Origin of the sequence: Lysinibacillus sp. NPDC056185, assembly GCF_047737915.1 — a bacterium.
Classification (GTDB): domain Bacteria; phylum Bacillota; class Bacilli; order Bacillales_A; family Planococcaceae; genus Lysinibacillus.
The window spans coordinates 1-26,733 of the sequence record NZ_JBLLLQ010000019.1 but is presented as its reverse complement, the minus strand read 5'-3'; the positions used below and the strand labels follow the sequence as shown (position 1 = coordinate 26,733).

Annotated in this window: 38 protein-coding genes and 1 pseudogene; 9 read left to right on the top strand and 30 right to left on the bottom strand. The window is 35.5% G+C overall.

Annotation, left to right across the window (positions count from 1 at the left end; translation table 11 throughout):
• Positions 1–44 precede the first annotated feature (44 nt).
• Positions 45–509: a hypothetical protein gene (locus ACMZ42_RS17440; RefSeq protein WP_370078981.1), complete on the bottom strand. Its 465-nt coding sequence runs from the start codon at positions 507–509 to the stop codon at positions 45–47.
• A 72-nt stretch (positions 510–581) separates the two neighbouring features.
• On the opposite strand from ACMZ42_RS17440, the gene ACMZ42_RS17435 reads away from it, so the two are divergent.
• Positions 582–953, top strand: coding sequence for a hypothetical protein (locus tag ACMZ42_RS17435; protein WP_415732189.1), 372 nt, complete (start codon positions 582–584; stop codon positions 951–953).
• A gap of 24 nt (positions 954–977) precedes the next feature.
• On the opposite strand, the gene ACMZ42_RS17430 is transcribed toward ACMZ42_RS17435, so the two are convergent.
• The 4 genes from ACMZ42_RS17430 to ACMZ42_RS17415 all read right to left on the bottom strand — a co-directional run bounded on the left by ACMZ42_RS17430 (position 978) and on the right by ACMZ42_RS17415 (position 2,783).
• Positions 978–1,460, bottom strand: coding sequence for a GNAT family N-acetyltransferase (locus ACMZ42_RS17430; RefSeq protein ID WP_415732188.1), 483 nt, complete (start codon positions 1,458–1,460; stop codon positions 978–980).
• 11 nt (positions 1,461–1,471) lie between these two features.
• Positions 1,472–1,819: a DUF3147 family protein gene (locus tag ACMZ42_RS17425; protein ID WP_323657388.1), complete on the bottom strand. Its 348-nt coding sequence runs from the start codon at positions 1,817–1,819 to the stop codon at positions 1,472–1,474.
• On the bottom strand, positions 1,819–2,217 hold the full coding sequence (locus ACMZ42_RS17420; protein ID WP_415732187.1) for a MarR family winged helix-turn-helix transcriptional regulator: 399 nt from the start codon (positions 2,215–2,217) through the stop codon (positions 1,819–1,821). Before ACMZ42_RS17420 ends, ACMZ42_RS17425 begins: the two co-directional genes overlap by 1 nt.
• A 77-nt stretch (positions 2,218–2,294) precedes the next feature.
• Positions 2,295–2,783 (bottom strand): hypothetical protein, encoded by a 489-nt coding sequence (locus ACMZ42_RS17415; protein WP_415732186.1) that lies wholly within the window; start codon positions 2,781–2,783, stop codon positions 2,295–2,297.
• Between the two features lie 190 nt (positions 2,784–2,973).
• Between ACMZ42_RS17415 and ACMZ42_RS17410 the strand changes: the two genes are divergently transcribed.
• Positions 2,974–3,270, top strand: a complete 297-nt coding sequence (locus ACMZ42_RS17410; protein WP_415732185.1) for a hypothetical protein — start codon at positions 2,974–2,976, stop codon at positions 3,268–3,270.
• 113 nt (positions 3,271–3,383) lie between these two features.
• Here ACMZ42_RS17410 and ACMZ42_RS17405 read toward each other — a convergent pair whose 3' ends face one another.
• Positions 3,384–4,019, bottom strand: a complete 636-nt coding sequence (locus tag ACMZ42_RS17405; protein WP_415732184.1) for a class I SAM-dependent methyltransferase — start codon at positions 4,017–4,019, stop codon at positions 3,384–3,386.
• Between the two features lie 18 nt (positions 4,020–4,037).
• Entirely contained in the window at positions 4,038–5,858 is a 1,821-nt protein-coding gene (locus ACMZ42_RS17400; protein WP_415732183.1) for a S9 family peptidase, read from the bottom strand.
• A gap of 442 nt (positions 5,859–6,300) precedes the next feature.
• On the opposite strand from ACMZ42_RS17400, the gene ACMZ42_RS17395 reads away from it, so the two are divergent.
• The gene (locus ACMZ42_RS17395) at positions 6,301–6,951 is read left to right on the top strand and encodes a FusB/FusC family EF-G-binding protein (protein ID WP_415732182.1); all 651 of its coding nucleotides are present in this window, start codon (positions 6,301–6,303) and stop codon (positions 6,949–6,951) included.
• Positions 6,952–7,089: 138 nt separating this feature from the next.
• On the opposite strand, the gene ACMZ42_RS17390 is transcribed toward ACMZ42_RS17395, so the two are convergent.
• The 6 genes from ACMZ42_RS17390 to ACMZ42_RS17365 form a co-directional block, all read right to left on the bottom strand.
• On the bottom strand, positions 7,090–8,361 hold the full coding sequence (locus tag ACMZ42_RS17390; RefSeq protein WP_415732181.1) for an oligosaccharide repeat unit polymerase: 1,272 nt from the start codon (positions 8,359–8,361) through the stop codon (positions 7,090–7,092).
• 280 nt (positions 8,362–8,641) lie between these two features.
• Positions 8,642–9,142, bottom strand: coding sequence for a hypothetical protein (locus tag ACMZ42_RS17385; protein ID WP_370078997.1), 501 nt, complete (start codon positions 9,140–9,142; stop codon positions 8,642–8,644).
• A gap of 552 nt (positions 9,143–9,694) precedes the next feature.
• Complete coding sequence (locus tag ACMZ42_RS17380) at positions 9,695–10,486, bottom strand: helix-turn-helix domain-containing protein (protein WP_415732180.1); 792 nt, start codon at positions 10,484–10,486, stop codon at positions 9,695–9,697.
• A gap of 256 nt (positions 10,487–10,742) precedes the next feature.
• Positions 10,743–11,003 (bottom strand): YfzA family protein, encoded by a 261-nt coding sequence (locus ACMZ42_RS17375; RefSeq protein WP_415732179.1) that lies wholly within the window; start codon positions 11,001–11,003, stop codon positions 10,743–10,745.
• Positions 11,004–11,066: 63 nt separating this feature from the next.
• Positions 11,067–11,561 (bottom strand): small multi-drug export protein, encoded by a 495-nt coding sequence (locus ACMZ42_RS17370; RefSeq protein ID WP_415732178.1) that lies wholly within the window; start codon positions 11,559–11,561, stop codon positions 11,067–11,069.
• A gap of 55 nt (positions 11,562–11,616) precedes the next feature.
• The gene (locus ACMZ42_RS17365; RefSeq protein WP_415732177.1) at positions 11,617–11,790 is read right to left on the bottom strand and encodes a hypothetical protein; all 174 of its coding nucleotides are present in this window, start codon (positions 11,788–11,790) and stop codon (positions 11,617–11,619) included.
• Between the two features lie 658 nt (positions 11,791–12,448).
• On the opposite strand from ACMZ42_RS17365, the pseudogene ACMZ42_RS17360 reads away from it, so the two are divergent.
• Positions 12,449–12,532, top strand: a pseudogene (locus tag ACMZ42_RS17360) (ATP-binding protein); the annotation flags it as partial.
• A 181-nt stretch (positions 12,533–12,713) separates the two neighbouring features.
• Here ACMZ42_RS17360 and ACMZ42_RS17355 read toward each other — a convergent pair.
• The 12 genes from ACMZ42_RS17355 to ACMZ42_RS17300 form a co-directional block, all read right to left on the bottom strand.
• On the bottom strand, positions 12,714–13,310 hold the full coding sequence (locus ACMZ42_RS17355) for a YpjP family protein (protein ID WP_370079005.1): 597 nt from the start codon (positions 13,308–13,310) through the stop codon (positions 12,714–12,716).
• A 520-nt stretch (positions 13,311–13,830) separates the two neighbouring features.
• Positions 13,831–14,490: an AroM family protein gene (locus ACMZ42_RS17350; protein ID WP_415732176.1), complete on the bottom strand. Its 660-nt coding sequence runs from the start codon at positions 14,488–14,490 to the stop codon at positions 13,831–13,833.
• 930 nt (positions 14,491–15,420) lie between these two features.
• Positions 15,421–16,182 carry an ANT(4')-I family aminoglycoside nucleotidyltransferase gene (locus ACMZ42_RS17345; RefSeq protein WP_402873648.1) on the bottom strand — a complete coding sequence of 254 codons (762 nt, stop codon included), beginning with the start codon at positions 16,180–16,182 and terminating at the stop codon, positions 15,421–15,423.
• Positions 16,183–16,509: 327 nt separating this feature from the next.
• Positions 16,510–16,665 (bottom strand): hypothetical protein, encoded by a 156-nt coding sequence (locus ACMZ42_RS17340; protein WP_415732175.1) that lies wholly within the window; start codon positions 16,663–16,665, stop codon positions 16,510–16,512.
• Between the two features lie 19 nt (positions 16,666–16,684).
• Positions 16,685–17,509 (bottom strand): TIGR02452 family protein, encoded by an 825-nt coding sequence (locus ACMZ42_RS17335; RefSeq protein ID WP_415732174.1) that lies wholly within the window; start codon positions 17,507–17,509, stop codon positions 16,685–16,687.
• Positions 17,510–17,708: 199 nt separating this feature from the next.
• Entirely contained in the window at positions 17,709–18,500 is a 792-nt protein-coding gene (locus ACMZ42_RS17330) for a class I SAM-dependent methyltransferase (protein ID WP_415732173.1), read from the bottom strand.
• The gene (locus ACMZ42_RS17325; RefSeq protein WP_370079017.1) at positions 18,488–18,919 is read right to left on the bottom strand and encodes a BrxA/BrxB family bacilliredoxin; all 432 of its coding nucleotides are present in this window, start codon (positions 18,917–18,919) and stop codon (positions 18,488–18,490) included. Before ACMZ42_RS17325 ends, ACMZ42_RS17330 begins: the two co-directional genes overlap by 13 nt.
• A gap of 239 nt (positions 18,920–19,158) precedes the next feature.
• Positions 19,159–19,437: a terminase large subunit domain-containing protein gene (locus ACMZ42_RS17320; RefSeq protein WP_415732172.1), complete on the bottom strand. Its 279-nt coding sequence runs from the start codon at positions 19,435–19,437 to the stop codon at positions 19,159–19,161.
• Between the two features lie 194 nt (positions 19,438–19,631).
• On the bottom strand, positions 19,632–19,772 hold the full coding sequence (locus tag ACMZ42_RS17315) for a hypothetical protein (RefSeq protein ID WP_415732171.1): 141 nt from the start codon (positions 19,770–19,772) through the stop codon (positions 19,632–19,634).
• The gene (locus tag ACMZ42_RS17310) at positions 19,762–20,265 is read right to left on the bottom strand and encodes a P27 family phage terminase small subunit (RefSeq protein ID WP_415732170.1); all 504 of its coding nucleotides are present in this window, start codon (positions 20,263–20,265) and stop codon (positions 19,762–19,764) included. Before ACMZ42_RS17310 ends, ACMZ42_RS17315 begins: the two co-directional genes overlap by 11 nt.
• A gap of 151 nt (positions 20,266–20,416) precedes the next feature.
• Complete coding sequence (locus ACMZ42_RS17305) at positions 20,417–20,725, bottom strand: hypothetical protein (protein WP_415732169.1); 309 nt, start codon at positions 20,723–20,725, stop codon at positions 20,417–20,419.
• A 1-nt stretch (position 20,726) separates the two neighbouring features.
• Positions 20,727–20,990 carry an HNH endonuclease gene (locus ACMZ42_RS17300; protein WP_415732252.1) on the bottom strand — a complete coding sequence of 88 codons (264 nt, stop codon included), beginning with the start codon at positions 20,988–20,990 and terminating at the stop codon, positions 20,727–20,729.
• A 361-nt stretch (positions 20,991–21,351) separates the two neighbouring features.
• Here ACMZ42_RS17300 and ACMZ42_RS17295 point away from each other — a divergent pair, with 361 nt between their 5' ends.
• Together ACMZ42_RS17295 and ACMZ42_RS17290 are read left to right on the top strand one after the other, a co-directional pair.
• The gene (locus ACMZ42_RS17295; protein ID WP_415732168.1) at positions 21,352–21,459 is read left to right on the top strand and encodes a YjcZ family sporulation protein; all 108 of its coding nucleotides are present in this window, start codon (positions 21,352–21,354) and stop codon (positions 21,457–21,459) included.
• 467 nt (positions 21,460–21,926) lie between these two features.
• Positions 21,927–22,316, top strand: a complete 390-nt coding sequence (locus ACMZ42_RS17290) for a hypothetical protein (protein ID WP_415732167.1) — start codon at positions 21,927–21,929, stop codon at positions 22,314–22,316.
• 418 nt (positions 22,317–22,734) lie between these two features.
• Here the strand turns inward: ACMZ42_RS17290 and ACMZ42_RS17285 are convergent, their stop codons facing one another.
• The 5 genes from ACMZ42_RS17285 to ACMZ42_RS17265 all read right to left on the bottom strand — a co-directional run bounded on the left by ACMZ42_RS17285 (position 22,735) and on the right by ACMZ42_RS17265 (position 24,823).
• Positions 22,735–23,151: a hypothetical protein gene (locus tag ACMZ42_RS17285; RefSeq protein WP_415732166.1), complete on the bottom strand. Its 417-nt coding sequence runs from the start codon at positions 23,149–23,151 to the stop codon at positions 22,735–22,737.
• Positions 23,152–23,445 (bottom strand): hypothetical protein, encoded by a 294-nt coding sequence (locus ACMZ42_RS17280; protein ID WP_415732165.1) that lies wholly within the window; start codon positions 23,443–23,445, stop codon positions 23,152–23,154.
• Positions 23,446–23,605: 160 nt separating this feature from the next.
• The gene (locus ACMZ42_RS17275) at positions 23,606–24,160 is read right to left on the bottom strand and encodes a site-specific integrase (protein ID WP_415732164.1); all 555 of its coding nucleotides are present in this window, start codon (positions 24,158–24,160) and stop codon (positions 23,606–23,608) included.
• Positions 24,161–24,166: 6 nt separating this feature from the next.
• The gene (locus ACMZ42_RS17270) at positions 24,167–24,343 is read right to left on the bottom strand and encodes a hypothetical protein (RefSeq protein ID WP_415732162.1); all 177 of its coding nucleotides are present in this window, start codon (positions 24,341–24,343) and stop codon (positions 24,167–24,169) included.
• Positions 24,344–24,436: 93 nt separating this feature from the next.
• A complete protein-coding gene (locus ACMZ42_RS17265; RefSeq protein WP_415732161.1) occupies positions 24,437–24,823 on the bottom strand; it encodes a hypothetical protein in 387 nt (128 codons plus the stop codon).
• Between the two features lie 250 nt (positions 24,824–25,073).
• Between ACMZ42_RS17265 and ACMZ42_RS17260 the strand changes: the two genes are divergently transcribed.
• The 3 genes from ACMZ42_RS17260 to ACMZ42_RS17250 form a co-directional block, all read left to right on the top strand.
• Positions 25,074–25,460, top strand: a complete 387-nt coding sequence (locus tag ACMZ42_RS17260; RefSeq protein ID WP_415732160.1) for a spore coat protein — start codon at positions 25,074–25,076, stop codon at positions 25,458–25,460.
• 316 nt (positions 25,461–25,776) lie between these two features.
• On the top strand, positions 25,777–25,923 hold the full coding sequence (locus ACMZ42_RS17255) for a YjcZ family sporulation protein (protein WP_415732159.1): 147 nt from the start codon (positions 25,777–25,779) through the stop codon (positions 25,921–25,923).
• A 168-nt stretch (positions 25,924–26,091) separates the two neighbouring features.
• Positions 26,092–26,733, top strand: a 642-nt coding sequence (locus ACMZ42_RS17250) for a hypothetical protein (protein ID WP_415732158.1), incomplete at its 3' end; no start/stop codon positions are given.

Here is a 26,733-nt window from a genome sequence, read left to right as displayed (position 1 = left end):
AACCAACTTTGAAAAAGAAAACCCCCATTGATAATAGCTTCCCTTTATTTAGTAGCTTGTAACTCAGCTGTTAAAGTAAATGGCATATTTAAATAATCGTACTTAATTGTTATTTTTTTAATATTAGGTGCCTCAACTTTCACTGCATAATGCTGTGGCTGCTTTCCGATGGCCTTACGATCTATGTATTGACTTGGAAAAATATTTACTTGTCTTAATTTATGATATGTAATATTCGGATTACCTACTAGCTTCGTTTCTGCTTCAAACGGTTCCGACTTACTCACGACAAGCTCAACATTTTCAGGCACTTTATCATTGATGAGTATTTGTTGAAGCTTGATGTCACGTAGTCCTTTATTCTCTATTTCTACGATTTTTATAGTTGAATCTTCTGTAGAATTCGTATAGCTGTTCATGACAAGTGGTGGATTGCTTTTTAAATAAATGATGAAGGCTCCTCCCACCACTAGAACACTAAATAATAAAACAAATAGTAATTTTTTCATTTCATTCCTCACTTTCTTACTACCCATAAGTATAGCGAGAAATCGCAGGTGATGAAACCTCGAAAATAAACAGTGATTCTTTCCGTCGCTCCTAAGGGTCTATCCACGATTTTGCATGTTCTATCCATCATTCCGAAGGGTCTATCCACGATTTTGCATGTTCTATCCATCATTCCTGAGGGTCTATCCACGATTTTGGACGTTCTATCCATCATTCCGAAGGGTCTATCCACGACTTTGGATGTTCTATTCATCATTACGGAGGGTCTATCCACGATTTTGCATGTTCTATCCATCATTCCGGAGACTCTATCCACGACTTTGGACGTTCTATCCATCATCCCGAAGACTCTATCCACGATTTTGGACGTTCTATCCGTTGCTTCAAGTTCTAGTGAGGGCTTTTTACGTCAATTATCTTCTTTGCGCTACGCTACCCTTTAATACAAATAAAAACAACCTGACTCATTATAAGTCAGATTGCTTTGCTAATCTTATTTCATCACGTATCGGAATCCCATCATTGCCGATTAAAGGAATTTCAGGTTTATATGCTCTTGCCAGATCTACTGCGTTTTGTAAGATTTCGATTAAGCAATAACCTCGCTTTTGATAAAATTTTAACGCATGTAAATTATCATTTGTCGTAATGAGGGTAATCATTGTACAGCCTTGTTCGGATGCATGTTGTTCAACAACTTGTACAAGCAATGAACCAATCCCCTTTCCCTCCGAAATACTATCAAGGGAAATAATTTCACATTCTTTATCACGAATGATATACGTCACGAGACCTAACATCATGTTTTGTTTATCTACATAGGCGAAGCCATCTAATTGACTACAGTCATATATCCCACTGGAAATGACCATTTCTGTACTTCCCCAATGCTCTTTAAAAAACTGTAACACATCATTTTGATGTAATTGCTGAATTGGAATTACTGTCATCTACTATTCTCCTAAATTGAAAAATTAAATACACTAGCAATGGCTTTTTGAACACCTAGAAAAACTGCCCATGAAGCAATTCCTAGTCCAATGGCAAACACGATATGGATCGATGATTTCATCGCCATATAAATAACAAACAGCATAAACATTGTAGCTGGTAATCCAACAATTACACCAACCGTAAAGCGCTGAATATGTTCACTCGGCTCACTTTGCACAGTAAGCCAGATGATACTTAAAATACTGACAAGTGGTAGAGCTGCAATAATGCCGCCATAGGAAGGAAATCTTCTAGCAACCTCTGTAACAATACCGATAACGGCCGCCGAGCAAAGGATTTTTACTAATGTGTACATTATTTAGACACCTCGCTTAATAGACGAAATGCCTGTAAAATTGTTTGTTGTTGTTCTTCTGAAAGCTGGCTTAGCGCATGTTGCAGTTTTTCATCATCTAATTCAGTGTTTTTCTTTAAGACGTGAAACCCTTCTGCTGTAAGATGTAGATGTACTTTGCGTTGATCTTCGATAGATCGCTCCTTTGTCACCCAGCCATTTCGCTCCAACTTTTTTATATGTTCTGACGCTGTATTTTGAGAAATATTCAGTAACTCTGCAATATCACGTACAGTTACTTCATCTTCCTTTTGAATCATCTGTAAAATTCGCACGCTTTGATGCGAAATTGACTCTTCATGCGTTGTATGTAGATGGTAATAAATTGTTGTAAAATAGTTATTTAATTCTTTAATCATAATTTTGCTCCTTTAATTATATCGTCAAAATCGATTATATCGTAGTTTACGATACATTTAAAGAGATGTCTAAAATTTTATATTTTCAGTTTTTTCAATGTATAAAAAATTTGGTAACCATCCGAAGGTAATCCAGCATAAGGCTTTAACCATTTTGGATAGATGATCGGAATAGCTGTAAAAAGAAAAAGGGATCCATTCATATAAAAAAATCCATTAAGAAAATTTCGAAGTGCTTCGTTAGTGAACGTATTCATAGCAATATAAGATAGGACAGCTAGACAAAGAGATATAACGGGACCCCCGACGTAAAAAAATATTGTCTGAACTCGTGTTAAAGAGCTCTCCTTTTCCGGATAACAATAGCCATAATATCCCCACCGAATATGAAAATGCATTCTTCCAATGCGAAAGTTTTCTTTATTCGAAGGATCACTAGTTCCTAAATAAACATAGGCTTTTTCTTTAGAAAATAAAATAACACCTAAGGCATGCCCAATTTCATGAATAAGTACTGAAAGTGGTATACCGACTACATAAAAAAGAATAAAAGAAATAAAAAACACAGTCATCAACTCTTTCAACTAGGCAGAAATATTCTAGTTATTTTTGATAAAAATCTATCTTTCTCAGCTTCTTGCTAAATATTCAAATCAGGGGCTTGTAAGGAATTATTCCGTAAAGTATTATCACACTATTCCGAATTAAAAATCCAGGGTTACATATATTATATATTTTATAGTCGGTGGCACCATTATGGTATTAGCATTACTGTTAAGCCAATCAAAATATCTGTTTTTATCCGGCATCATTACGGCATTACCTATTCTGACGCTCATTAATATGGGCATGCAAATGAAAAATATGAAGGAAGATACTTTCCATAGCGTGTTACAAAATACAGTGTTTGAGGCTGTAGGTATGTTACTTTTTACAGTTCTCGCATTTTTATTAACAATCTGGTTTAAACCTAGCATTTCCGTAATTAGCTCTCTCGCAGTTTATGCAGTTTTTATGTTATCAGGTAAATATATTATGTCGATGTTTACATAAAGCGAAGGGCCTGTCAGTAGACAGCCCCTTCCTAATTTTGTCGAAAAATCCCCAGAGACTTAAAGAATTTTCACAAACACACCCTATTGAAAAATAATCATGTAGGCATCTTCCTATGCAAAATTCGAAAGTACAAAAACCCCACCACAATGCGAGATTGGATAAAATTCTAATTGGCATACGCCTTTTAATAAGGCACTAATTTCCTCATGGACAAAGTAAAATTCATCATCATCCCAATAATCAATACTGTCTTGTCGACATTTTTCAAGTTGCGCTCTAGTTTCAAACGCAATATCGCCGATAAAAATTTTGCCTGCAGGCGTAAGTTGCTGCAATAATGCTGTAATGTATTGCACCTTCATTTCATCGGTAAAATGATGCAGCGCATAGGTACTAATAATGGCCTCATATTTTTGATGAAGGAGCTCTGCTGGCAGCCCCTTTGATAAATCCCACTCTATTAAGTTTGCATCAGGCATTTTTTCTTTGGCGATTTCGATCATTTTCGAGGAAAAATCGAGCCCATTGATAAAATGGCCATTGTCATAAAGCTTTGCCGTTAACACCCCTGTGCCAAATCCAATGTCTAATACAGTTGATTTTGGAATGGACATGACCTCGTTAAATATCGTATTTAAAACTGCTTTATATCCCGCAAATGGATATTGATTGCTTTCTTCACTAAGCTGAACCGTTTTATCATAGCCATCAGCCCATAAATTAAATCCTTGTTGATTTAGTAGCATAAAAGTCCTCCAATTTTTTTAATCGATTACGAGTTCGGAAGTTTTTGTTTGACTGATATGTGTATTAAAGAATTCGATTATTTTCTCATAAACGAATATTTCATTCGCCTTTTTCGTGAATCCATGTCCCTCATCCTCTAGCACAACATATCCAACTTCTCGCCCCTTTTCCTTCAAAGCAGCAACGATTTGGTCAGATTCCTTTTGCACAACACGTGGATCATTCGCCCCTTGAATGACTAACATAGGTTTCGTCATACCATCCAAATACGTAATTGGTGAATCGGCTATTAATCTTTCTTTATCCTTCTCTGGATCTCCTATCCATTGCTTCATATATGGCGCCCAAAAATCCGGAACAGACTCAATAAATGAAAATAAATTACTTGGACCAAAAATATCGACAACCGCTTTAAAGTAATTTGCATGGCGCCCATGTAATAGCAGTGCCATATAGCCTCCATAGCTACCACCTAAAAGCAGCATTTTATCACGATCCGCATAGCCCTTCTCAATTAGCCAATCCACCCCAGTAATATTATCAAGACGCGGGCCATGACCCCAATCTCCCTCAACCATTTTCTTAAAATCTAGACCGTAGTTCGATGAGCCTCTAAAGTTAGGTGCAAAAATAGAGTATCCCTGGTTAACAAAGAATTGGAACATCGGTCGAAATGATTTGCGTTCAATTGCTTGCGGACCACCATGTGGCCATAAAATAACATATCCATTCGAATTTTCTTCCTTCGCCTTGAACAAGAGTGCCTCAATTTCCAAACCATCAAACGATGGATAACGTAGCACTTCGGGTTCCACCAAATCCTCGTCTCGAACACCCGGTACTCTATAGTGAGTTAACTCCAACCACGAGCTTCCCATTTCCTTTGAAACAAAAATATTATTTGGCTTCGTAGCCGATTTTCCAAGCAAATATAAATGTCCGCTTGGCATAATAACCATTTTCTCAATAATATCAACAGGTGCTTCGAGTTTTTCGCTTTTTCCATCAGCAACTGTATAACGATAAAGTCGATCCTCGACACCATAGGAACCAACTAAATATAGTGCATGCTCTTCTTTCGAATAATGAATACTTGTAAAGATTTCTTTTTCTAATTGAAGCAACTTTGTAAATTGTTTCGACTGAATATCAAATTTTGCTAAGTAGCTAAAATCTTCATCGTAGTCTGTTAAAAAATAAATTTCCAATTCAGAAGTATACACAACATCGGAAACTGTATGTTGCTTAGCCGTTAATGGCGTGAGCAATATTTCCTCACCATCAATTTGTACATATGCTAAGGAATGCGTATTACCATACTGTTTAATATAAACAAATGATTTTTCCTCTGGGCTAACCGTAGCAATAAATGTAGGTGCATCACTACCCTCAACAAGTAACTTTTCCTCTTCACTCTCAATGTCATAAACTAAACTATTTAAATACGTCGAATTTCCAGCTGTAGTTGAGTAATAAAGATGTCTACCATCCTCAGTCAAATGTGAGTAGAAATGACGCTCTCCCTCTTTATAACGAATTGGTACTAGGCTTCCTCCCTCAGGTGAGATTGCATAAATTTGACTATTTTCATCGCCATCTTTATCAAATCCTGCTAAAAGGAATTCACCTGTTTTCGAATATTTAATAAAATCCGAAGTTTGATTATTAAAAGTCATTTGATAAGGAAATTTTTTCTCTAAATCCATTCCCCATAGATTAAAATATCCATTAAAATTCGTACTTAGTACCATCTGCTTTTCATCAGGACTAATCGCAAAATCACTTACCGTTAAATTTTGCAAAAAATGCTTTGTGTTCATCTTTTCAAACTGAATCATAGACGTTCCTCTTTTCTTAAAAATTTTCTGTGGTAACAGTACTCTTTAAAAAGGTTTCCGCCCCTTTTCCTGTGATAATGTCTTCGTGGCCAACATTCTTGTGGGCAAATAGGCTTATCGGACGCTCCCAGGAAAGAGCCCAACTGGAATGGAATTCACCTCCGCGCTAGGGTGAATATCCCAATAAATACAATTATACCATTTATTTTAATATAAAAATCTGAATATTGTAACTTTATTTATTCCCTAAAAAATGTTATAATAAAGATAGTTTTCTTTTCAAGGAGGAATCGAAATGGACGCATTCTTTTGTAATGCTTGCTCTAGACCAAACACTTTACAGGTCAAAGAGGTCTAGAAAAGTTAACGCAAATAACATAATTGAATGATCTCTTTAGGCCATAAATTTTATGAAAAGCCTACAATACAGGAGTGAATTCAAATGGAAAAACCAACAATTCAGCCGTTTTTAACGGTGGCAAACTATCATTTACTTGAACAGCAAATGAATAAAATCATACGAACACTTGCAACGACGAAAGATAAGGACGTCATCCTTGCCGTACACGGTATCATTGAAAACGAGATCACAGCAAAATTAGCGTTGTCCGCTGAGGAAGCTGAGCTAATTGAACAGCTTTTCGAAGTGACAAATCGTGCACAGGGTGATGAGTATATTGAACGATTAAAACCATACGTCATCCCTTTCAAAGCAGTCACTGCCAGTACACTGAAAAGCCTTTTTAAAAAGGAAAAAAAGCTAAAACTACCGAAGCTTGAAGAAATGGATTTTCAGGAGATTTGTTATTTAGCGTGGGATGATCCTGGAACACATCGAAAATATGTCTTGCTGGAACAAGATGAAAAGTTCAAATCGATTAAAGGCACATTCTCCAATGATACTATTCGTGGAATATGTGCAATATGTAACCGCCATTCCGATGTGGGCCTATTTACTACATCTGTAAAAGGGCAAATCGTTGGAACGTTCACGAATTATAGTAATTACATTTGCGCTGACAGCCAAACATGCAATCGACATGTAACGGATATCGAAAAAACAAGGGAATTTTTCGAGCGCATCACTCAATAAAATAACACATCAATCAGTGGGGTTTTCATCTACCCACTGATTTTTATTTTTCACCAACCGCACTTTATGTACAGTTATAGAGGAATAAAAAGAAGCCTTCTCCATTGCGGGGAAGGCTCTATAAATAGTTTTTATTAATTAATAACGAAGCTGATTTTGATCCACTTTTATAATCGACGAAGCAATGATGACAAAGCCAAGCATTAAAACAAAGATTAAATCGAGTAAACCTGTATGCATAGACACCGTAAATACCGTAATAGTAAATGCATAGGCGACAGAATGGAAACTACGAATGCCCTCCTGTTTCACTTTATTATAAAGAAGCGAAATTAAAGCACCATATAAAAAGAAGCCAATTGCTACTAATAAATAGCCTCCATCTAAAAATAATTGACCAATAAAGGTTGGTGTAGTTGTACGATTTCCACGGGTAATAACCTTACCCTTCTCCACACTTATGGAATTGACAACTTCAGTTACCACCATACGAGGTGAAATTTGCTTACCAGGTAATATCGTACTAAAGATACCTTTATGGACTTCACCGTTTAAATAACCGTTTTCCTGCGTATACTCAATAATTGTACTTAACACAATATGCCCTGTTACACTTTCTTCATTTAATGCACGCACCCATAACGGCGTTTGATTTACCTTTTGTTCAGCCGTTAACAGTTGGTCTCTTGCCTCTTCTGTTAGCTCCACATCAGGCTGGTCTCGGTTATTAAATTCTAATGACCGATCCTCCGTTAACACACGAATAAAACTAAACATAGAGAAAGCTACACCAATAACTAACAGCGTTGTTAAAAACCACGTTAATTTCACTCGTTTTACTACGTAGTGGACAATGATGATCCCTGTAAATAGGATAATAATTAATGGCGTTCGATAGGCAACTAACACAAATAAAAAAATGATAAATACATAGATAGAACCGTAGATAAACCCTTTCTTCCACGTCATATGCTTTTCTAAAATCATTTTATAGGATAGCAGCAATAAAACTCCAAACCATAGTAATTGACTAAAGAAGTTCAGCTTTGGATTTAGGTTTCGGCGATTTGACTCATCCGAAATACCAAGTCCGCCTCCAAAAACCATCCATATGTACGAACATAAACCAAGTAACGTAAGAAACACGATAAAATGAATCACATATTTGCCTAAAAACGACAGACCAAATGAAGGAATTGTCCATTTCATCTTGTCTATAACGTAAACACCTATGTAATAACAAATAACTGCTAAAATAACTGCTGGCCAAATGGAAACATGTATATTGAACATTTCAAACCTATGCCAATCAAACATGCTCGTAAAGAAATATAGCAGTAAAATAAATGGTAAAAAGAAATACGGCGAAAACGTATCGATTTTATTTAATTTTCTAAAAAATTGTTTCATGTCCTTTCACACCCCAAAACACTTTCTCCCCCATACTTTATATTAATTTCCAATTATGTAAAACAAGAATAGTATATCATACCAATGGATTTTTTTGCATATCTACTTACTATTTTTGTTAGTAAATTTAAACATTTAAAGCCTAGTAAGTATTATCTGTCTTCGTTGTTCGGGATACGCATGCCGAGTGCACGAAAAAATTCTATAGCTATCAATATCCAAAACGAAAACGAGTACGGCGCTTTTGTGCTTCCTGTACTCGTTTTAAGGTTTTTATAATTTAATTTCCGAGAAGCATAACCTTCATATCACCGTAATGGAATACCATGGAAGGATCTGCAACAGCAAGACCAGGATTTGTAGGACTAGAAAGGCCTGATCCACCAACCACTTCGATTTCAAGTCTTCCACGTAATGGGCGTTCTCCTACTAAATAATCGCCTGTAGATTTAACATGAAGGATTCCATTTACAAGAGAACTAATATCAAACTCCAATCGAGTACAACTCCTTGGAGGTATAACAGTTGACGGAAGACCTTCTAGAAAAGGTTTTTCATTCTCATTCGTTATAAAAGGAAGTGATATTCCTTCCATTGAAAGCTGTAAAGAAGGGCAATATTCAATCACAACATCAGCCTCTAGTGGTTTGCTTGTAGGGTTTTTAATAAGAATCACAAGTCGATTATTAGGCTGTCCAACTGCAGCATCCAATGGAACAAGAAATGGTCCTGTAGTAATTGTATACTTTCTATTTTGACATGTTGATGTTTGATTTGACAAAGATTCACCTCCTAATAAAAAGATATTACTTTCTGTATATCTTATTAAAATCTAAAAACAATTGTATAGACGGTTGTAGAAAGAATTCCACTTTATTTTTGATTGTAAATGTAGTGGCTGGGAGCTAGCTTCTCAAATTTACCTATTGAAACAATTCAATTCATTTAAACAAAACTATTAAAAAGATGGAGTACACGCATCTTTTTAATAGATGAAATCGAAAAATAATGAAATTTTAATGTTGGGTGTATTTTGGGGTACATGTTTTTTCTTCGTTCCCTTTAGAACAATCTGCTACAAACGGTGATTTATCAATGTTTTCCAACAAAAAAACACTCGTATTTTAAACGAGTGTTTCGACTAGGATAACCATTTCGATGGTGTATTTTCTCCCAAATAAATTTGCTGTGATAGATACTCTATCTAATCTTGCCTATAGACATTGATAATTCAATGCACAAATATAACTATCATAATTTCAAACTATGCAAAGCATAAAACAACTTTAAACATGGGCTGAAAAATGTTTTGATCAATTTCATCTGTATTAGTTTAAAAATTATCAAACTTTTTTCTCACTTTCTTTCGAAACATAAAGCCAAATCGATTAGTATATACTTCATTCCTGGCAAGAAGTTTATATGCATCTAGGATATTGGACATATGAGTATAAATGTAGATACCGACTGCAATCAGCACAATACAAATCGGATAATACGGTGTCAGAAAACCAGCGGAAATAAATTTTTTCCTTTCTAATCCAATCGGTAAGAACCCCACTACAAATAAACCGAATCCAACTATCATAATAATTGAGTATTTTCTCTTCATACTTTTATATCTAATGTTTAGCTCTTGGAGATATTTTTCATCAAACAATAAAGGTTCTTGTTTAAGCACTTTATATTTATCTTCTTCAAAAAAAGATGTTGACGCAAGTAAGCCTATTCCTATGGTTGCAAGAATAATCGTTGGTACTAAATAAGTTGATGGGTCTTGTTTAAAAATAAAATAAGGGATAAAGGATAAAGCAATAAAAAATAAACCCATTGAGAAATATTTAGCTGATTTACGAACAGAGAGTAAAAAACCTTCTGCCATTTCTTTGCTAACATAATATCCTGACTCTTTATCATTGCTTGGTTCGGCAGAGTCCTTTAACAGATAATCCATAGAAACACCGAATATATTTCCAATCATAAGAAGTCTTTCAGTTTCAGGATACCCTTGACCATTCTCCCACTTGCTAACGGCTTGTCTCGTCGTGTTTAATTTTTCAGCTAAAGCTTCTTGAGAAAGCCCATTTTCCTTTCTCAATTTAAAAAGTTTTTCACCAAATGTCACTTGCTTTGAACTCCTTCCATTTGTTATATTCTCTTATTTTAATAGTTATTACTTATAAGTAAAAATGCCGCTACCTTCATACAGCTATATGTTTAGTTAGTAAAAATACTTCAACGAATGTTACACAGCGAACAAAGCAGTGACTAATGAATATTTATCCAATTCACGAACTTTCACATTCCATTTTATTCCTATACATCACGATAACACGGGTATCTCTTTGTTTCAATTCATTCGATTAGAATTTCGAAAGATATCATTTACCAGTTACCACTTTAGATATATCATATAAAGCAGCAATTATTATTTGGAGTGCAGCGAAGATTGCAACTATATTGAAAAAGGGATTTTCATAAAAACTTAACCTCTCGGTAAAAAATTCAGTCTGTAATATCCTATTTCCAAAATCACCAAAATTAACATTAGTGACTACAAATGTACCATCCAAAGTTGAAAAGATGAGGTTAAGAATTAAGAAGCCTCCAAGATTAATTATCCATTTTTTTATTAAAGTCATCTTGTTATTATCCTCTCTTAATAACATTGATTTATTTCAATTGTAGTAAACACACTCAAAATATTATTTCATTAAATCATAGTTTAAATAACCTCCTAATACTCCACCAAGAATTCCCCAAAAACCTATACTAACGGAATGCCAAAAGATAACTCTTCTTTTATTTGTTCCTGCAGCTAATGAGGTGAAGGCAGCAATATGGGCGGAAGCGACTAATGGAGCAATAAGTGCAAGTCCTGGAACTCCATATTTATCGTACCTTTCTCTCGCTTTCGTTGCGCGATTATGAATAAATCCTTTTTTTATTGAATTACGATTACGAATTTTTGTAAACAAAGCATTAAAAGGTAAAATAACGAACAAGATTGAAATCCAGTTTCCTATCATACTAATAATTACTGCAAAAATAATCGGGATCCCGATGAGAGAACCGACTACAGCCCCACCAGGAGATTCTACGAACGGAATGAACGATATAACAAAAACGCCCAAATACTGTAAAAATAAATCTAATTCAGATAATTGACCAACAAACTCTTGTACCATTTGACGAAACATGTAATACTCTCCTTCTTTAAAGAACATTCCTTTTTACTTTCCCAAGGTGTGTTCACTATTTTTTTCTAAATCGAGACATGCCATATATAATAGCAACAAAGACAAAGCCTACAAATACGAATATATTTGTTATTGGCTCATCAATTCTTGAGATTGAGTCCTGAAAAATCTTTAAGCAAATTAATACACCGATGGTAAAAACAATCCCGATAATAGATACTTGTTTCATTGTTTCTCCTCTCTAATTACTTTCAATAATGCACTGTTTTTTAATTTCGATTAAACATGAATCTCCTTTCTTAAATACTATCTAAATCTTAGAAAAACATTGCTCTTACCTCTACAATGTTGCAGTTGCACTTCGTCAACTTACGGTTGCAATCATGTTAAACAGTGTATTTTGTATAGAAATTCCCCACCGAACCTTAAAAACATAACTCAACGAGAAATTATTATCTGTTTAAACCGTTATTAAGTTTCTATAAACTTAGCTATTTATCAATATGAATTTATTAACACACGCGCTATTTTTTTATCACCATTAATGCAGTTATTGAAGAAGAAATACTTCATCGAAAAAAATTAAGAGGTGTAAGCTTACCTTCTCTTTGAACAAATAAGCTGAGTTATTAGTACTCATTCGATCCAACAAAGCACAATGTTACATTATGCGGAAGAATATGAGGATGAGACGTACTATTCCTTTCTACTTTTGCTTTCTTATACTGGAATGCGAAAATGTGATGCTTTAGACCTCAATGGGGAGACCTTGACTTTAAGGAAAAGTACTAGCGTTCGGGGAAAAATTAAAAAAATGTGAATTATATATTGAATAAGTATTTTCGTCAGTAGTGACAAAGATTGTCCCATCAAAACTGATTTTTTAACTCATTGATGCCCGTTATGAGAAACGTAGCACGATTTTCACAACAAATGTGAACCTCAAATCATGGGATGAAATTTTCCCTGATTGATCATCTTCATGCATATATGATGATATGCCCTTGGAATTTGGAGCACTTGCTTTTCTTCTCCCTCCCCTACCTAGATAATCTGTAAATATAATAACTCAACAAATCGGTATAAATGTTGATATATCAATGTTTTCAAACAAAAAAACACTCGTATTTTAAACGAGTGTTTCGTGATTTTTTAGGATAACCATTTCGGAGGTGTGTTTTTCTCCCAATAGATATCTCCTAAATTATTATGTGCCATAAAGTCGTCCTCGGCACTGTGGTAGTGGAAGTTGTAGTAATAGCCTTCCTGTGGTCTTTTTTCTGTGCGGACATGGAAGCGAATTAAATCCATGCCTGTTTCATTGCTACTAATATTGAAAATTTTTTCTCCGTAGTTGCCACTTGGCTTTTCAGAAATTGTTAACGATGCTAATGATGAATCGTCTAAGCTTGCTACTGTCATCGCAATAGCTTCCTCCATTTTCGGGAAGATAATGGAGTCAAATTCATTGCTAATTTTTGGGCCGATTTTTGTGCCGAATTTTTTATAGGATTGCTCTTTCGCAGCGTCAACGAGCAATGAGCCATAGTCGACTGGTTCTTCTTGTATTTCTGTTTCTATCGGAAGAGCAGCCGCTTCTGCAGTGCTTGTCCCAGGTGATGGTCCGATAGAAGCACGATTTGATGGATTTTGATCAAATGCTTCCCATATCTCATGTGTTGGCGTAATTAATCCAAAAGTTAAAAACGCAACCATAATGACGATACTTTTTTGAACCCATTTCTTCATTAATTAACACCTTCTCTTTATGTACAAATTGGTAATTCTATTACTTATATATACGCATAAGCCTATAAAAGGTTTCATATTTCTATAATTCATTGTACAATATTTATGTATAAAGTAAAAACTTCACATCCTGTGAAAACGTTTGTATGACCATCATCTTGTTGCCCCAAACTAATCGGGCATTTATTAACAGTATGCTGGTTAAATGTGTCGTTTTTTTTAAAGGAGGTACAGAACATGGAAATCGCAATGGGTATTGGTCTTTTAATAATGTTAGGTTACTTATCATCTTTATGCTTCACGAACTAATACAATTCCTTTTTACAAAGAAAGTCCGCGAGCTTGCGGACTTTTCTACTTTTATAGCCAATTCTTCCGCTCACAGTCCTGAACTTTTTGAGCTACTTGCGAATCTTCCCCCAGACCTCCTCTCTGATCATTAAGTTTCGACAAAATAAAAAAGACTGTAGACTAAATTTATCTATAACATCTACAGTCTGGAACGTTCTTTTTAGTCTTGTTATAAGTATTCAAGTACCATTCTTGCTACTAAAGTACGTGGCAAAATTGTAAAAATACCACTCTCTGTTCTAACAAACTGCCTATGCTCATCATTGTATCCCATACAATCTAAAATAATTAAATCCACCCGGTAATCTTTAAGATAACGAGCTGCTTCTTTAAAGTTTCCATAATCATATGGTGAGGCAACAGCAACTGTGATATCATCCGAAACCTCTTGCCACTTTTTAAGCTTACTTCTCCTCTGTTCATCTAATGGGATAATTAAACCTATTTTCGGTTTTTCGGCCATTGCACTAACAGCTTGGGTTACGATTCGATTTGGATAAAAAACGGGCTTTCCACATGTTAAAGTCGGCAAATCATCTGTGCTTAATACGACGACCATATCAACCGCTTGTTCCAACTTCAATAATTCATTTTGTAATAATGGTAGCAGTTTTCTTCTGCTCAAGATTATCGATCTACCATCACGCAATCGCGAAGCACATATATTCTTTTCGTTTCTCACAATAACTGATAGTAATTGTGCTTCATTTAAGGAATCTAATGCTCCTCTTTCAACAATTTCTATATCTTTATGAAATATTTCTTTAAATGTTGGTGTAATGTCTAAACGAGGTGATTGTCCGATAGTCAAAAAACCGACTTTATTCATTCATAGTCACCCCCACTTTTCGATGATCTAATACATCTAAAATCAATAATGTCTGCTTTACCGCCATATCTATACCTCCACAATTTTCCTCTATAATTTTGTCACGACAGCTTTTAGCTAGTATCATTTCTATAATAAAAGTAGAAATATTCAGAAAACTAAGGGTTCAGTAGGGCTATTTTGCACTTTGATCAATTGATATCTTCTAATTCAATATGTCACTTTACTACTTCCCATAACATCCCATATCCAGACGGCTTCGCTTTTGAACATGGTATTAACTTGTTACCAACGAATACGACAGTCGGTAGCGATTTCGTTTTCAACATTTGCACTATAGTAATATTGTAAATAACTCACAAATTTTATATAGGTATTTTTAAGTTAAAATATTAATAAACATTGTTACATAAGTTCATATATATTGAAATATTTATCTGAAAAAATAATCAAAAAGAACTATATAGAATGTAACCGTTGGGAATTCATTATATAAAAAAGAGTAGACAAAGTTCGGTCTACTATCAGATAGCTCTTCTATATGTCTTTTCGATGGTTCTTTTCGTCGCTTCAGCTTTTCTATCCGCAAATTAGACAAGGGGCAGCCTCGCTTTTGCGAAACCACCCCTTTAGTATTTAATAGGTAACATTTTTCGTAAATTGTAAAGTCTCAACCCAATCATCTGGGGAATATTATCTTGAAACGTAAATGTTTCATCACCGCGGTAAAATTCCACTGTGTGCTTTCTAACTTAAGCAACGCAAACCCAACCTTCTTTTGCGTCCTTGCAGCCCTATAGCATGCGCCAGTGTGAATAAGTATCTACAAAAACAAAAAGCAGAATTCCAGATTACGTAAATATGCCACCTAAAATAGCACGATTTATATTATATCATAGAGTTTTTAAAAAGTAAACAGTTCATTTTAAGTTACAAAGGTATAACAGTTGAACATTCAATTTGATACCCATGTTGAGAAGACCATTTTAGTAATGAATCCCAATAGTTCTCGCAGATCGCAATAATATGTTGTGGGTTTGAGAGATTCCCAGACATCACCAATTCGCATAGAACGTCAAACCCTTCAGGCTTATCTGTTAACGACAATGCTTCAGGTAATACTTGTGCAGAAGTTGTGAAAACTTGTTTATTGTGTAATCCCAAAATCATTGCACCAGCAGTAGCAATTTTCATCGCCAAAATCGGTAAAAATGTATGAGGACCATTCATTTCAATATTTCTCAATTTACCGATATACTCGTACATTTCTTCTATTAACGTTCGACAGATAGCTTCTTTAAATATTGAACTAGCTACTGAGTTGGCTTTTGTTTTTAGTTCATGAAAAAAATCTTCCGGGTCATACACAGGTAGAATGTCGAAAAATTGCCCATGTGTCAATGGCCAATCTTCTTCAACTGTAATTGCCTCTTCCATAATATCTTCTGCACTTTCAAAGTTCACTTCTGCCTTCCAATCACCAGCTGTCCATTCATAGTTAAAACTCTCATCTAAAGAGTTTAAAATACATTTAATTTCTATATCTGAAAATAGTCCATCACTTTTTCGAGCTAACGAACCGTAAATTCCTATAGCTTGAACCTGTGAACCATATCTTTCTAAAACTTGGTTAGCAATTGAATAAGCAATTTCCATTCTTTCTTCTCTCGTTACTTTTTTCGGACCAATCATATTTGTCTCTCCTTGTTAATTATTTAAATGAGATTATAATTGGCCGCGGAGGACCACGAGCTTAACGAGGAATTTTGTCTGCCGTCATGTGCAAAATCTCCTTTCCTAAATTAACATTCTGCTTTCTTTTTTCCAAAAAATCAGAAATTTCTTCTATATCCATTTCAAACATAACCGAGTCATGTAATAGAGGTGCAAAATAAAATAAAATAAATTATCTTCACTTATACTGTCATAAGCCGTATTAGCATCATAAGCTCTATGTATGCGAGAACCAGTAGTTGGCTCTGCCATGCTGTATCCTGAACCGCTAATCAGAACAACGTTTTAATCTTGATCCCATCCACACGCAATTACACCAGATGCAGGGATTACTGTTTCATGCCCCCACGGACTAGAGGGTTTCGTAAGTTCCATTGACTGTGCCTTTTTTAATAAATCAAGTTCAAATAATGTTCTTATTTCTTTTTCAGATCGCCACATCTTTCTTTTGCTTATTAAATTATTCTACTATATTAGTAAACGCACTAATGCAGTTGTGATTTTTAGAGGTGTCTAATACGGCAAACCTAATCTCTGTGAATAATTGTCCAAAGCCTTCATCCTCTATAAGCTCACGCCACCATGCAGCAATTTTTTGTGGATCATTTCGAAAGACACCACAGCCATATGCTCCTAAAATTAAATGCTTGTCTCCTTTATATGCGAATAGCGCTAATGCTAATCGCATTCGATCTTTCATTACACGTTCTGCTTCCTGACTATCTTCTCCCTTCGCCAAAGCCTGTCCGTAGTTCACAGCAGGTAAAGTTAGCACCGAGGCTGTCACGGGCTGTTTCATCAGAGCAAAGCGCTCATCACGGAAAAAGACAACATCTGGAGAGTAAATTGCATAATTCGTATACATCATCGATCGATTCGAACGATTTGCCTTATAATAGCCCTCGTTACAAAGCTGCGTTTTATATAACCCACTGGAAGCTGCCAAACTTTCCTCCTGAGCCATAGCCCCCTTTAAAAATCCACCACCAGGATTTTTTGCACTCGCAAAGTTTAACACCCTAATTTTCTCTTTTCCTGTTGCAGCAAAGTCAATAATTGCTTTTACCGTTGCTTCATTTCCCAAGGAATATACAAGTTGTTGTTGCAGTTTAGGAAGATTAAGATATTCTTTGACAATGTCTTTCCCCTGTTTCGGGTCAATCAACTCACTATTCTTCTCAGAAAATTTTTGTGCTTCCGCAAAATCTATTTGCTCATTGCCATATTTATAATAGCCTTGCTCCTGAATTCGTAATGTTTCCTGGGCAATTTCTTTTCGATTCATTGTTGTTCTCCTTTTTATAGAAAATTCATTTGTCTTGGAATCAATTCTATTCTTCTCTTTAAAAAGGAATAGATATCACTCAAATTAATTAATTAATTAATTATCCAATACTGCTTCATATTACCATATTTTGAATTTTAGATAAAAAAATAGAGGCCCGTTCACAATGAACAAACCTCTTGAAAACACAATATTTACTTCATTCAACATCCAGAACACCATAATGAAACTTCGCTGTTGTTCTTGTGAATTGTCTAAATTGATATTTGGTAAACCATTCTGAGCGAAAATGAGCCTTTAACACTACCCGTTTTCTCGCCACTCGTTTCGCCTCACTTACCCATTCATCCGTTAATGTCACATGTTCACCAGCTAAGCGTAATGCTTCAAAATTATTGGCTTCTTCAATAATCTCTTCAAACATCGGATCCATATATACGACATCAAAAGTATTGTCCGGTAAAGTTTTCAAATAGTTAACTGCTTCAGCCTGCACCACTTCAATTTGGCGCATACATACAGTTAATGGCAACTCAGTCGTATCGTAAGATTGCATTCCTTGCTCAACAATAAAGGCCACATTAGGATTCGCTTCTAGCCCAACGACTCTCCCCGCTTCCCCAACTGTATAAGCCGCCAACATGGCATCCGCAGCAAGTCCCAATGTACAATCAAGCACCGAATTTCCTTTTTCAAGCTGTGCCGCTTCTAAAAACGGCTCCACTTCTCCACGAGCTACACGCTTTAAGCGAAACGCTGCTGAATTCGGATGGAAGAAAAACGGCTCATTGGCACCAAAAGCATAATACTCAAAACGATTTTTCCCAGCAACGATCACATGCGCATGCAATTCCTGAGAGATCTTCCGAACAGAACGCTTTTTTCTTGGCTCAAATGATGCATCTAATTGTTTACACGCAAAAGCAGCGAGCCCCAACGATAAATCGTCTGGTCTGCCCGCTGTCGTAACAATGGTTTTTACTTCTCGCATGTTTGCTCTAAAACACCTGTTAAATGTGAAACAATTTGCTCCACAGGGAATCCTTCAATTTGTTCACGTGGAATAAAGTATGCCAATTGCCCATCCTTTAAAATTGCCATTGATGGTGAACTTGGTGGTACATCCTCAAAAAAGCTACGCATTGCAGCAGTCGCTTCAGGATCCTGACCCGCAAAAACAGTCACAAGATTATCAGGCTTAACCGCCTCCACTGCCTCACGAGCAGCCGGACGCGCCAACCCAGCCGCACAACCACAAACCGAGTTAATCACAACCAACGAAGTCCCCTTCGTCTCCGCCATAAACTCATTCACCGCATCAGCCGTCGTAAGCTCCGTAAATCCAGCCCCAACTAACTCCTCACGCATCGGTTTCACTACCTGTTTCATATATTCATCGTAAGCGTTCATGCTTTTACCCTCTTTCATATGTATTCGCAATGGTTATTATAGCAAGGTTTCTCACGAATGTACAAAGACTTGCCTTTTGCCTGATTTCATGGGTTTTCGGGGGAAATGTGACTTTTTTGTGTAACGGAGGTTCGTTTGATTGATGCTCGTTACACACCCAAAAATTGATTTTTATCCGTACTAACAATTTAGCAGTTAATAATTTATTAGGTATTAATTACAGTTTTCTGTTTTTAAGGTCAAGTCACAAAAAACGTTTCATAGGCATAGATTTCATCGAAAACAACAATACCTGGTCGGAATCCATCTTTTGTTTTAGCATTATTTGTATAATAGCTAACTTCAGATTTCGTTTTGATGTGACGAATCACTTGCCTTGTTTTTTTGAAATGTTTTTTGAATGTCTTCCAGTGATCTTCTAATACATCAAATAAATCGTTAAACGATGTTTTAGCTTGTTTTTCGGATGTAGCTACAATATCAATGTTGTAACCTCTTATTCCTTGTTTACCACTCATATGAAATGCAAGTGCTGCAAAAATGCATTCTTCCCTGCTCCACGGCCCATGTATAATAGAAATTCATTAAAACAAGTGAATCATCATCGTAAAAAAGTCCGAACATACACGCAACCACGAACTTTTGCCATTTCAAAAGTTTGAAAGGAAAGTATTTTTCTATGGAATCAATCGCTTGGTTAATAGCATCTTCATCAATCCACACATTTTTCTTGTGTTAATTTCTGCTCTACTAGTTCGATTAATGCAGCTACATCTTTACTGACTAAAATTTCACCGCTGCATACCACATCGATGTAGTTGTCAATATGAACATTACTTTTTCTAGTAGTCATCATCCTCACCTTCAATTTTAATCTCACTTGTTTTAAGTCCTAGTTCGCTTAATATTTTAAGCATTTGTGCATTCGTTTTATTGAGCTCGCCAATGCTATCATTTTTCTTTTCACCGCGAGCACCTGGAACTGTAACACCTCGCTCTTGAATATCCTCAATGAGCATGTTTTTCACATCCCACATAGCAAGGTAATCATCAACGAGATCCATAAAGTGTGCCTGGGTTGCTCCCATTTCAAAAAGCTGCTCTCGAAGATCCTTTTCAATTCTTCTACGCAACTTTTTATTACCTGGTACTAACTCAACGATTTCGGGTGCAATTGTTACCGCTTCTTGCCCACTTTCTTGTGTGCACTGCTCCTTCTTTTCTTTCCAATTGTATCGCTTGTACCAGGATTTTACCGTATTTTCCTTGACGTTGTATTTCGCCGCGATGTCCTTATACTTCATACTTTCAAGCCAATCTTCAAATGCTAATTCATGACTTTGCACCCTTACCGCCCACCTTTCCTATTGCATATTTATACACCAACAATTTAGTGTGCATGTTGTCGCGCGGAAATCCAAAAAATATATTCATTCCTGAACCCTACTCGTTGAACGAACCCCTTAATAAATCGGAAATTTTTTGACCGGGGGGTATTTATTTTACGTATTTTAAATGCCAATCAGCGAAGTCAATGATGTACAAAATTTCTTCGGCCGAAATCGATAACAAATTACATGTGAAATCAAGTTTGTTATTGTTTTTCAATTGTTCTCGCACCTTATCAATCGTCATATGCTTACACTTACGAGCATTGACACAATCTCTTATCTGTTTGTATCGATAGTAAGCGTAACGAGTAAAGGCGTTCAACATGTCTCGCTCATACCAATCACGATACTCATTTGTAACTGCAGCATTGATAACATCTGTATCATATGTCCATGTGCCATCAGTAAGTTGCATGTTACCACCTCTCATCATTCATATACTTGGTTGCTCTCGTTACCTCTAGTCGATCATGTACATCGTTGTGACATTTAATGCATAAGCATTGTAAGTTGCTTAGAGTCAATGACAAATGTGGATGCGTCTTAACTTCTTTCATATGATGAACATTTTCAGCTTTGTGATAGCGACCAGCTGCTTTACATAACTGGCATTCATAGTTGTCACGCTTTAATGCTTCTTTGCGTAAAGACATCCACTCACGGCTCTTATAAAACTTCATCAACTCATTATTATTAATGTGCTTGATTAGTTCTTGTTTACGTTCAGTCTTTATCATTTCATTGTTCAGCCCTCCACAATTAATAATGATTTGCTCATTAGCTTTTATAGTCTGTTTAGCTTTCGACTTTATATCTTCAAGACTGTACACCCTACTCATAACCCCACGATTAACGCCTACGATTATTTGATGGTCGATAGGATATACAGTCTTCAAGGCATAATAAAAAGCACCTCATTTGAGATGCTTGAAAATCTAATGTTATTTTTCATTAAATCTTTTACTAAGTATTACTAAGACAAATATCGCAATTCATTTTGACAGCTGTACATATAATAAATTATAGAAAGGAGGCAATATTATGTCTCAATATTACGGAAGTGGAACTGGTTCAGCATTTGCGCTAATTGTTGTTCTATTCATTCTTCTAATTATTGTCGGCGCTACTTTCATGATGAAAGGTTATTAATACCGATTACCACCATAATGCTCATAACTGTTGTAAGGGAATACTAATTTAACCTTACACCTCCAAAACTTTACTAAGGGTCGCTATCCTCCGGGTGATCCTTTTAAATTTTCCTCTTTCAATTTCATACTCAACCTCTCAAGGCATAATAAAAATAATAATTTTTATTAAAACTTCATACTACATTCATTTACTTTGGTTATTATTAAACAACTCATGTTTAATTTTCTAACTACAAACAGCTGCATCAATATACTGTGTATCTATGACAAAATAAACCCACTGATATACATCATAATAATAACCCCCTACAGTGTTAGCTCCTAAATTAGTTGGAAAATACCAAAATTCACTTCCATCGGTCATCCAAACATACGTATATTTATAAAGGCAATTTGACATAACGCCCGAATCTATTAGGTAATTAAATCCTTGAGGCTTTTGAGGCGTATATTGAGGAGGTGGTGATGTTGGTACTGGATAGACTCCTCCTCCTCCTGGTACTGGTACTGGTATTACTATCGGTATTCTTCATGGGAATCTTCCTGGCATTCCTCCCGGGAATCCTCCTGGCATTCCTCCTGGGAATCTTCCTGGCATTCCTCCTGGGAATCCTCCTGGCATTCCTCCTGGGAATCTTCCTGGCATTCCTCCTGGGAATCTTCCTGGCATTCCTCCTGGCATTCCTCCTGGGAATCTTCCTGGCATTCCTCCTGGGAATCCTCCTGGCATTCCTCCTGGGAATCCTCCTGGCATTCCTCCTGGGAATCTTCCTGGCATTCCTCCTGGGAATCCTCCTGGCATTCCTCCTGGGAATCCTCCTGGCATTCCTCCTGGCATTCTACTTGGCATCATAGGGAATCACCTCCACAAGGTACTTGAGCAAGAGCATTTTGAGTATATGCAGTCCAATTTGGGTAATAACCAAAATTCACTTCATCATTCTCCTTTATGATTTAATATGCAAATGAAATCAAATACTTTTTAATCAACTGTCAATCTCATTATATTAGTCATAATATGTGAAGCACGGGCTTTAATCTCGTATAAGTAAAACCGTCAAAATCTCCATAATCGATTCAACTGGAATAAATCCATTTGGACTATGATCATAACATTAATGCCAATAAATTTTTCTGCCAACGATTATCTCACCGTAGTTGTAACCAATTTCAAAATAAAAAGCCACACCTAGTTAGATGTGACTTCGGAGTGTTAACGTTCTAGCAAACGTCTATTTAGTTGGTATTCCCTGTTTCTTCATCTGTTAATATATCACGCTTTGACAAGCGCAGTTGTTACCTCTTTGTTACCATGTGATACCACCTTACGAATATAGCCATATGAATAGTCCAATTTATCCGCAATTTCTTGATATGTCATGCCATCAATAAAACGCAATTTAGCAATTTTATATTTTAAGCCTTCTAGCTTCTCAACGTTTTCACGAATCTCTTTTTCAATTGCTTGATAGTGTTCTAGCTTTTCTTCAAGTGAAGCAATACGCACATTCAAACGATCCGTACGTTGCGATGCGACATCAAGACCATACTTGTCTGCACCTATTGAGGAGAATGGCAAATGCTCATTCTTACCAATCCAATATTCTTTATCTACCTCTAGCATTTCGATTTCAGCCTTTACAATATCTATAATGCGTAATAAATCTGCATAGTTCTTCATGATCTCCATTTACACTCTCCCCTTAACCATCTTCTTGTTTTGTTTAAATAACTTTACTGCCAGTTCATGTAGTTCATCTGTTGGCTTAGACCGTAATATATCTGATACATCTGTTCCGATTACTTTTCGTTTACCAATACGAAAGCCCATCTCGTTCAACATTTTAGCCACTCTCGCTACATGCTCATGCAAAACATATAGCTTTATGGCATGCTGCTCAAACGTTTCTGGAACAGATCTTTCTACCAATTCGATATAATCCTCTAACCTTTTTATCTTCTCTCTTGCTTCATCTATGGTCATTTTTGTCTTTGCCCCCTCTACCGCACTTCAATAAATAGACTGGTGCACTCACCATTTAGCACAAACCCTTTATTATCAATGCTTTAACCCACTTCTTAATATGAGTGCACGCCACTCTTTTTTTATGTTGTACTGTATAAATAAGAAAGAAATTAATTTATCATTTCACCCAATCAGGCTTAAAGTTATCCATTGCTTTATCCAATACATCTTGGTTGATTCCTACATATCTCAATGTTGTTTCTGGTGAAGAGTGATTGAATACAGCTTGTAGTGCCACTATGTCTTTAGACTTTAAATAGAAATGGTAACCAAATGTTTTTCGTAATGTATGAGTCCCTATTTCTCTAATTCCACATTCCTCTGCTGCTTTACGTAAGATTCTATATGCTGTCGATCTATCAATTGGACGATTGTCCCCTTGTCTACTTCTAAAAAGATACTCACCTTCACTCAAACCCTGTATATATCGTTGAACATCTTTCCTTATATATGGAGGAAACGTAAATCGTTTAGATTTATTTGTCTTTTTCTCTACGATGTCTATATGAGCGTATTGAACGTCCTCTTTGCGAAGCTGTAACATGTCTGATATTCGAAGTCCAGCGCTTATCCCAATGTAGAACAGCATATAGTCTCTCTCATTCATGCTTTTTAAATATTGAAGCATTGCATTTACCTTTTCTGGATCACGTATTGGTTGAACAACTTTCATTAACAATCACCCTTTCTGTCTAAATGATCCATTTACTCGTTTATAAGTGCTGCGTCTAATTCCCATTAACTCTTCAATTTCTCTTTGACTCATCTTCTTTTTAGGTTGACGTCTTTTTGACGCTTGCCCTTCAACTTCTTTACTTAATCCCTTTTGTACCAACTCTGTTTGTAACGTCCTCATGTCCTCCACTCCTTTAATAAAATAAAAAGAGGCACCAACAAAACAGGCCATTCACCTGTTTGTTAGTGCCTCCGGTATTTTCCGTAAAGGCTATTATTGTATTGTTGCTAAAATATCTCTATCTATTGTTAGTGTTTTATCAACTTTTACAGCTTGTAATATTTTTTCTAAATTACTTTTCAAACTTTTTCGCGCTATATCATTCAAGCAATCTTCATCTAAATAAAGGTTATTATAAGTATCTAAATAGTAGAGAATTTGATTAATCTTATAAAACATGTCATTTTGATTGATGCAATATTTTTTTGTTTCGTAACGTTTTTTGTGCAATATTAAGTACAAGCTTTTTTTAGTCATTTCAAATGTCTCAACTAGATATTCTCTTAATTCATCTGTTATCAATTCTCCATCGAAACAAGCATCCTTATCATAAGCAATAAAACGTATAAATTTATCAATTTCGTCTAGTAATTCTCTCAATATTAGCCCTCCTAAAAGAACCTTAGTTCGTCCTAATTATAAGAACAAACGTTCTTTTATGCAAGCTAATTTACTCATATTGTTCATTAAAGTTACATGTATATCTGATATTCGTAGTCCAATCTCACACTTACTATTAGCATTTAATGACTTCAGTCCAGAAACTATTCTTTACTCCACCTTCCTTTTTGTCCAAACAACTGTATTCGATATGAATAAAATATTGAATAGAAGAGGAGGTGAATATAAAATGGCATCATTTGAAATTGGAGCGAGAAGTCTTTTCAATTTTCGAAACGAACGCTTTTTCCTATTAGTTGAAGATGAAATTACTATTCCAGCTCAAGGTGTGGAGATTGATCCAGTTAATATCTATGAGATTGACCAACAAACTTTCAATTTTATCAGAGATGAAGGAGATACACCTGTAATTCGACCAGTTATTAAACTTCCAACTGTACCACCTGGATTTAAATTAGAACGAAAATGTATTTTTACAGTTGATAATGCATACTACGTAATTTATGATTTAGAAAATGGAACAGATAACAATGTTTTATTAAGAATCAGTGCAGCTTTATTTAACTCCTTGAGAAATTCTGGTGTTCGTGAATGTGTTCCTCAAAATTTCATTTAATTAATAAAATATCCAACCTGTCAGATGATGAGGTGTTGGAATTATATACGATGCTACGGCTTTTTTATTTTTAAATTTATTTCACAGGCAATTCACTATACAAACATAGCTATCACAACATAATAATAGTAAGGTAAAGCTAATTTAGCCTTACACCTCCGAATCTTGTATCTAAGGGTCACTCCTATCCCAGGTGACCCTTTTTTTATTGTCTCATCTCACAAAAATATATTTTTTGCCTATAGCTGAATGGTTTAACACCCCACTCCTTCTCTATAGCTAACATATTATATATTGTAGAAAGGAGGTGTGTTTTATGGGATACTATGGTGGAAATGTTGGTGGCATTAACAATGGATGCTATTACGGTGGAAATCGTAATGGTTCAACATTTGCCTTAATTGTAGTTCTATTTATACTTCTAATTATTATCGGCGCTACTTTCATGCATAGAGAATATTAACATTTCCGATTTAAGGGTTGCCTCCCCAGCATGGTGACCCTTTTGTAGTTATTTTTCTCAAAGTGTTCAGTAACTTTGACGTTATGTTTTTTAAAGAATGTTTAACCTTAATACACAAAAAATGTTATATAATTCAAAGTAAATATTATAATTTAGGGGAGATATTCTATGGTTAAATTACTACCCACCGATGAACACGCTTGGAAAATAGATTGTATTATTCGAACTCTAAATTTTGATAGCCGAGAAGATTCATGGGAACATATTTCTAGTTGGTTACAAATGGCATCAGGATTAGACGAAGTTAACCTAATAACTGAAAAATTCGATTCAAGCATTAACTATTGTTCTAGTGCACTTTTCTTTGAAAATGAAAGGAGCGCTATGTTATCTACCCTTGCAAAAGAACTATCCTTTTTTAATTTTGTTTGGGGCGCTTTTGAATCTACTTTGGAAACCTTAGAGCCTTTAATTGAAGGCTGTAATATAGAATCACATGGAAAAATAAGAGCTACCTCTTACATACTTAGAAAAAAGCAAGTTCCTTTACTTTCTGGCTACACAGAATCTCTAAATAAATTACAAACTCTTTTTAAAACTTTAATCTCCAAAAATATTAATTATGATCATATTACTTTCAAAGGAAAAGGGATTTATATTGTTTCTAAGATTCGAAATCAGTTTGCTCATGGAGCTTTATCGCTTCCTTCTGACTTAACTGTAAATGCTTTTGTGGGGGCGAGCAAAATGTTAAAAGAACAAAAGGACGCTCACTTATCTAGAGCCATGACAATGTACGGGGATTATTTA

Bases quoted from the DNA above. Each gene is read 5' to 3' on its own strand.
- ACMZ42_RS17440 (WP_370078981.1), bottom strand. From the start codon at position 509: ATGAAAAAATTACTATTTGTTTTATTATTTAGTGTTCTAGTGGTGGGA.
- ACMZ42_RS17430 (WP_415732188.1), bottom strand. From the start codon at position 1,460: ATGACAGTAATTCCAATTCAGCAATTACATCAAAATGATGTGTTACAG.
- ACMZ42_RS17425 (WP_323657388.1), bottom strand. From the start codon at position 1,819: ATGTACACATTAGTAAAAATCCTTTGCTCGGCGGCCGTTATCGGTATT.
- ACMZ42_RS17420 (WP_415732187.1), bottom strand. From the start codon at position 2,217: ATGATTAAAGAATTAAATAACTATTTTACAACAATTTATTACCATCTA.
- ACMZ42_RS17410 (WP_415732185.1), top strand. From the start codon at position 2,974: ATGGTATTAGCATTACTGTTAAGCCAATCAAAATATCTGTTTTTATCC.
- ACMZ42_RS17405 (WP_415732184.1), bottom strand. From the start codon at position 4,019: ATGCTACTAAATCAACAAGGATTTAATTTATGGGCTGATGGCTATGAT.
- ACMZ42_RS17400 (WP_415732183.1), bottom strand. From the start codon at position 5,858: ATGATTCAGTTTGAAAAGATGAACACAAAGCATTTTTTGCAAAATTTA.
- ACMZ42_RS17395 (WP_415732182.1), top strand. From the start codon at position 6,301: ATGGAAAAACCAACAATTCAGCCGTTTTTAACGGTGGCAAACTATCAT.
- ACMZ42_RS17390 (WP_415732181.1), bottom strand. From the start codon at position 8,361: ATGAAACAATTTTTTAGAAAATTAAATAAAATCGATACGTTTTCGCCG.
- ACMZ42_RS17375 (WP_415732179.1), bottom strand. From the start codon at position 11,003: ATGACTTTAATAAAAAAATGGATAATTAATCTTGGAGGCTTCTTAATT.
- ACMZ42_RS17370 (WP_415732178.1), bottom strand. From the start codon at position 11,561: ATGTTTCGTCAAATGGTACAAGAGTTTGTTGGTCAATTATCTGAATTA.
- ACMZ42_RS17365 (WP_415732177.1), bottom strand. From the start codon at position 11,790: ATGAAACAAGTATCTATTATCGGGATTGTTTTTACCATCGGTGTATTA.
- ACMZ42_RS17355 (WP_370079005.1), bottom strand. From the start codon at position 13,310: ATGAAGAAATGGGTTCAAAAAAGTATCGTCATTATGGTTGCGTTTTTA.
- ACMZ42_RS17350 (WP_415732176.1), bottom strand. From the start codon at position 14,490: ATGAATAAAGTCGGTTTTTTGACTATCGGACAATCACCTCGTTTAGAC.
- ACMZ42_RS17345 (WP_402873648.1), bottom strand. From the start codon at position 16,182: ATGATTGGTCCGAAAAAAGTAACGAGAGAAGAAAGAATGGAAATTGCT.
- ACMZ42_RS17340 (WP_415732175.1), bottom strand. From the start codon at position 16,665: ATGTGGCGATCTGAAAAAGAAATAAGAACATTATTTGAACTTGATTTA.
- ACMZ42_RS17335 (WP_415732174.1), bottom strand. From the start codon at position 17,509: ATGAATCGAAAAGAAATTGCCCAGGAAACATTACGAATTCAGGAGCAA.
- ACMZ42_RS17330 (WP_415732173.1), bottom strand. From the start codon at position 18,500: ATGCGAGAAGTAAAAACCATTGTTACGACAGCGGGCAGACCAGACGAT.
- ACMZ42_RS17325 (WP_370079017.1), bottom strand. From the start codon at position 18,919: ATGAACGCTTACGATGAATATATGAAACAGGTAGTGAAACCGATGCGT.
- ACMZ42_RS17320 (WP_415732172.1), bottom strand. From the start codon at position 19,437: ATGAGTGGTAAACAAGGAATAAGAGGTTACAACATTGATATTGTAGCT.
- ACMZ42_RS17315 (WP_415732171.1), bottom strand. From the start codon at position 19,772: ATGACTACTAGAAAAAGTAATGTTCATATTGACAACTACATCGATGTG.
- ACMZ42_RS17305 (WP_415732169.1), bottom strand. From the start codon at position 20,725: ATGCAACTTACTGATGGCACATGGACATATGATACAGATGTTATCAAT.
- ACMZ42_RS17300 (WP_415732252.1), bottom strand. From the start codon at position 20,990: ATGAAGTTTTATAAGAGCCGTGAGTGGATGTCTTTACGCAAAGAAGCA.
- ACMZ42_RS17295 (WP_415732168.1), top strand. From the start codon at position 21,352: ATGTCTCAATATTACGGAAGTGGAACTGGTTCAGCATTTGCGCTAATT.
- ACMZ42_RS17290 (WP_415732167.1), top strand. From the start codon at position 21,927: ATGTTGGTACTGGATAGACTCCTCCTCCTCCTGGTACTGGTACTGGTA.
- ACMZ42_RS17285 (WP_415732166.1), bottom strand. From the start codon at position 23,151: ATGGAGATCATGAAGAACTATGCAGATTTATTACGCATTATAGATATT.
- ACMZ42_RS17280 (WP_415732165.1), bottom strand. From the start codon at position 23,445: ATGACCATAGATGAAGCAAGAGAGAAGATAAAAAGGTTAGAGGATTAT.
- ACMZ42_RS17275 (WP_415732164.1), bottom strand. From the start codon at position 24,160: ATGAAAGTTGTTCAACCAATACGTGATCCAGAAAAGGTAAATGCAATG.
- ACMZ42_RS17270 (WP_415732162.1), bottom strand. From the start codon at position 24,343: ATGAGGACGTTACAAACAGAGTTGGTACAAAAGGGATTAAGTAAAGAA.
- ACMZ42_RS17260 (WP_415732160.1), top strand. From the start codon at position 25,074: ATGGCATCATTTGAAATTGGAGCGAGAAGTCTTTTCAATTTTCGAAAC.
- ACMZ42_RS17255 (WP_415732159.1), top strand. From the start codon at position 25,777: ATGGGATACTATGGTGGAAATGTTGGTGGCATTAACAATGGATGCTAT.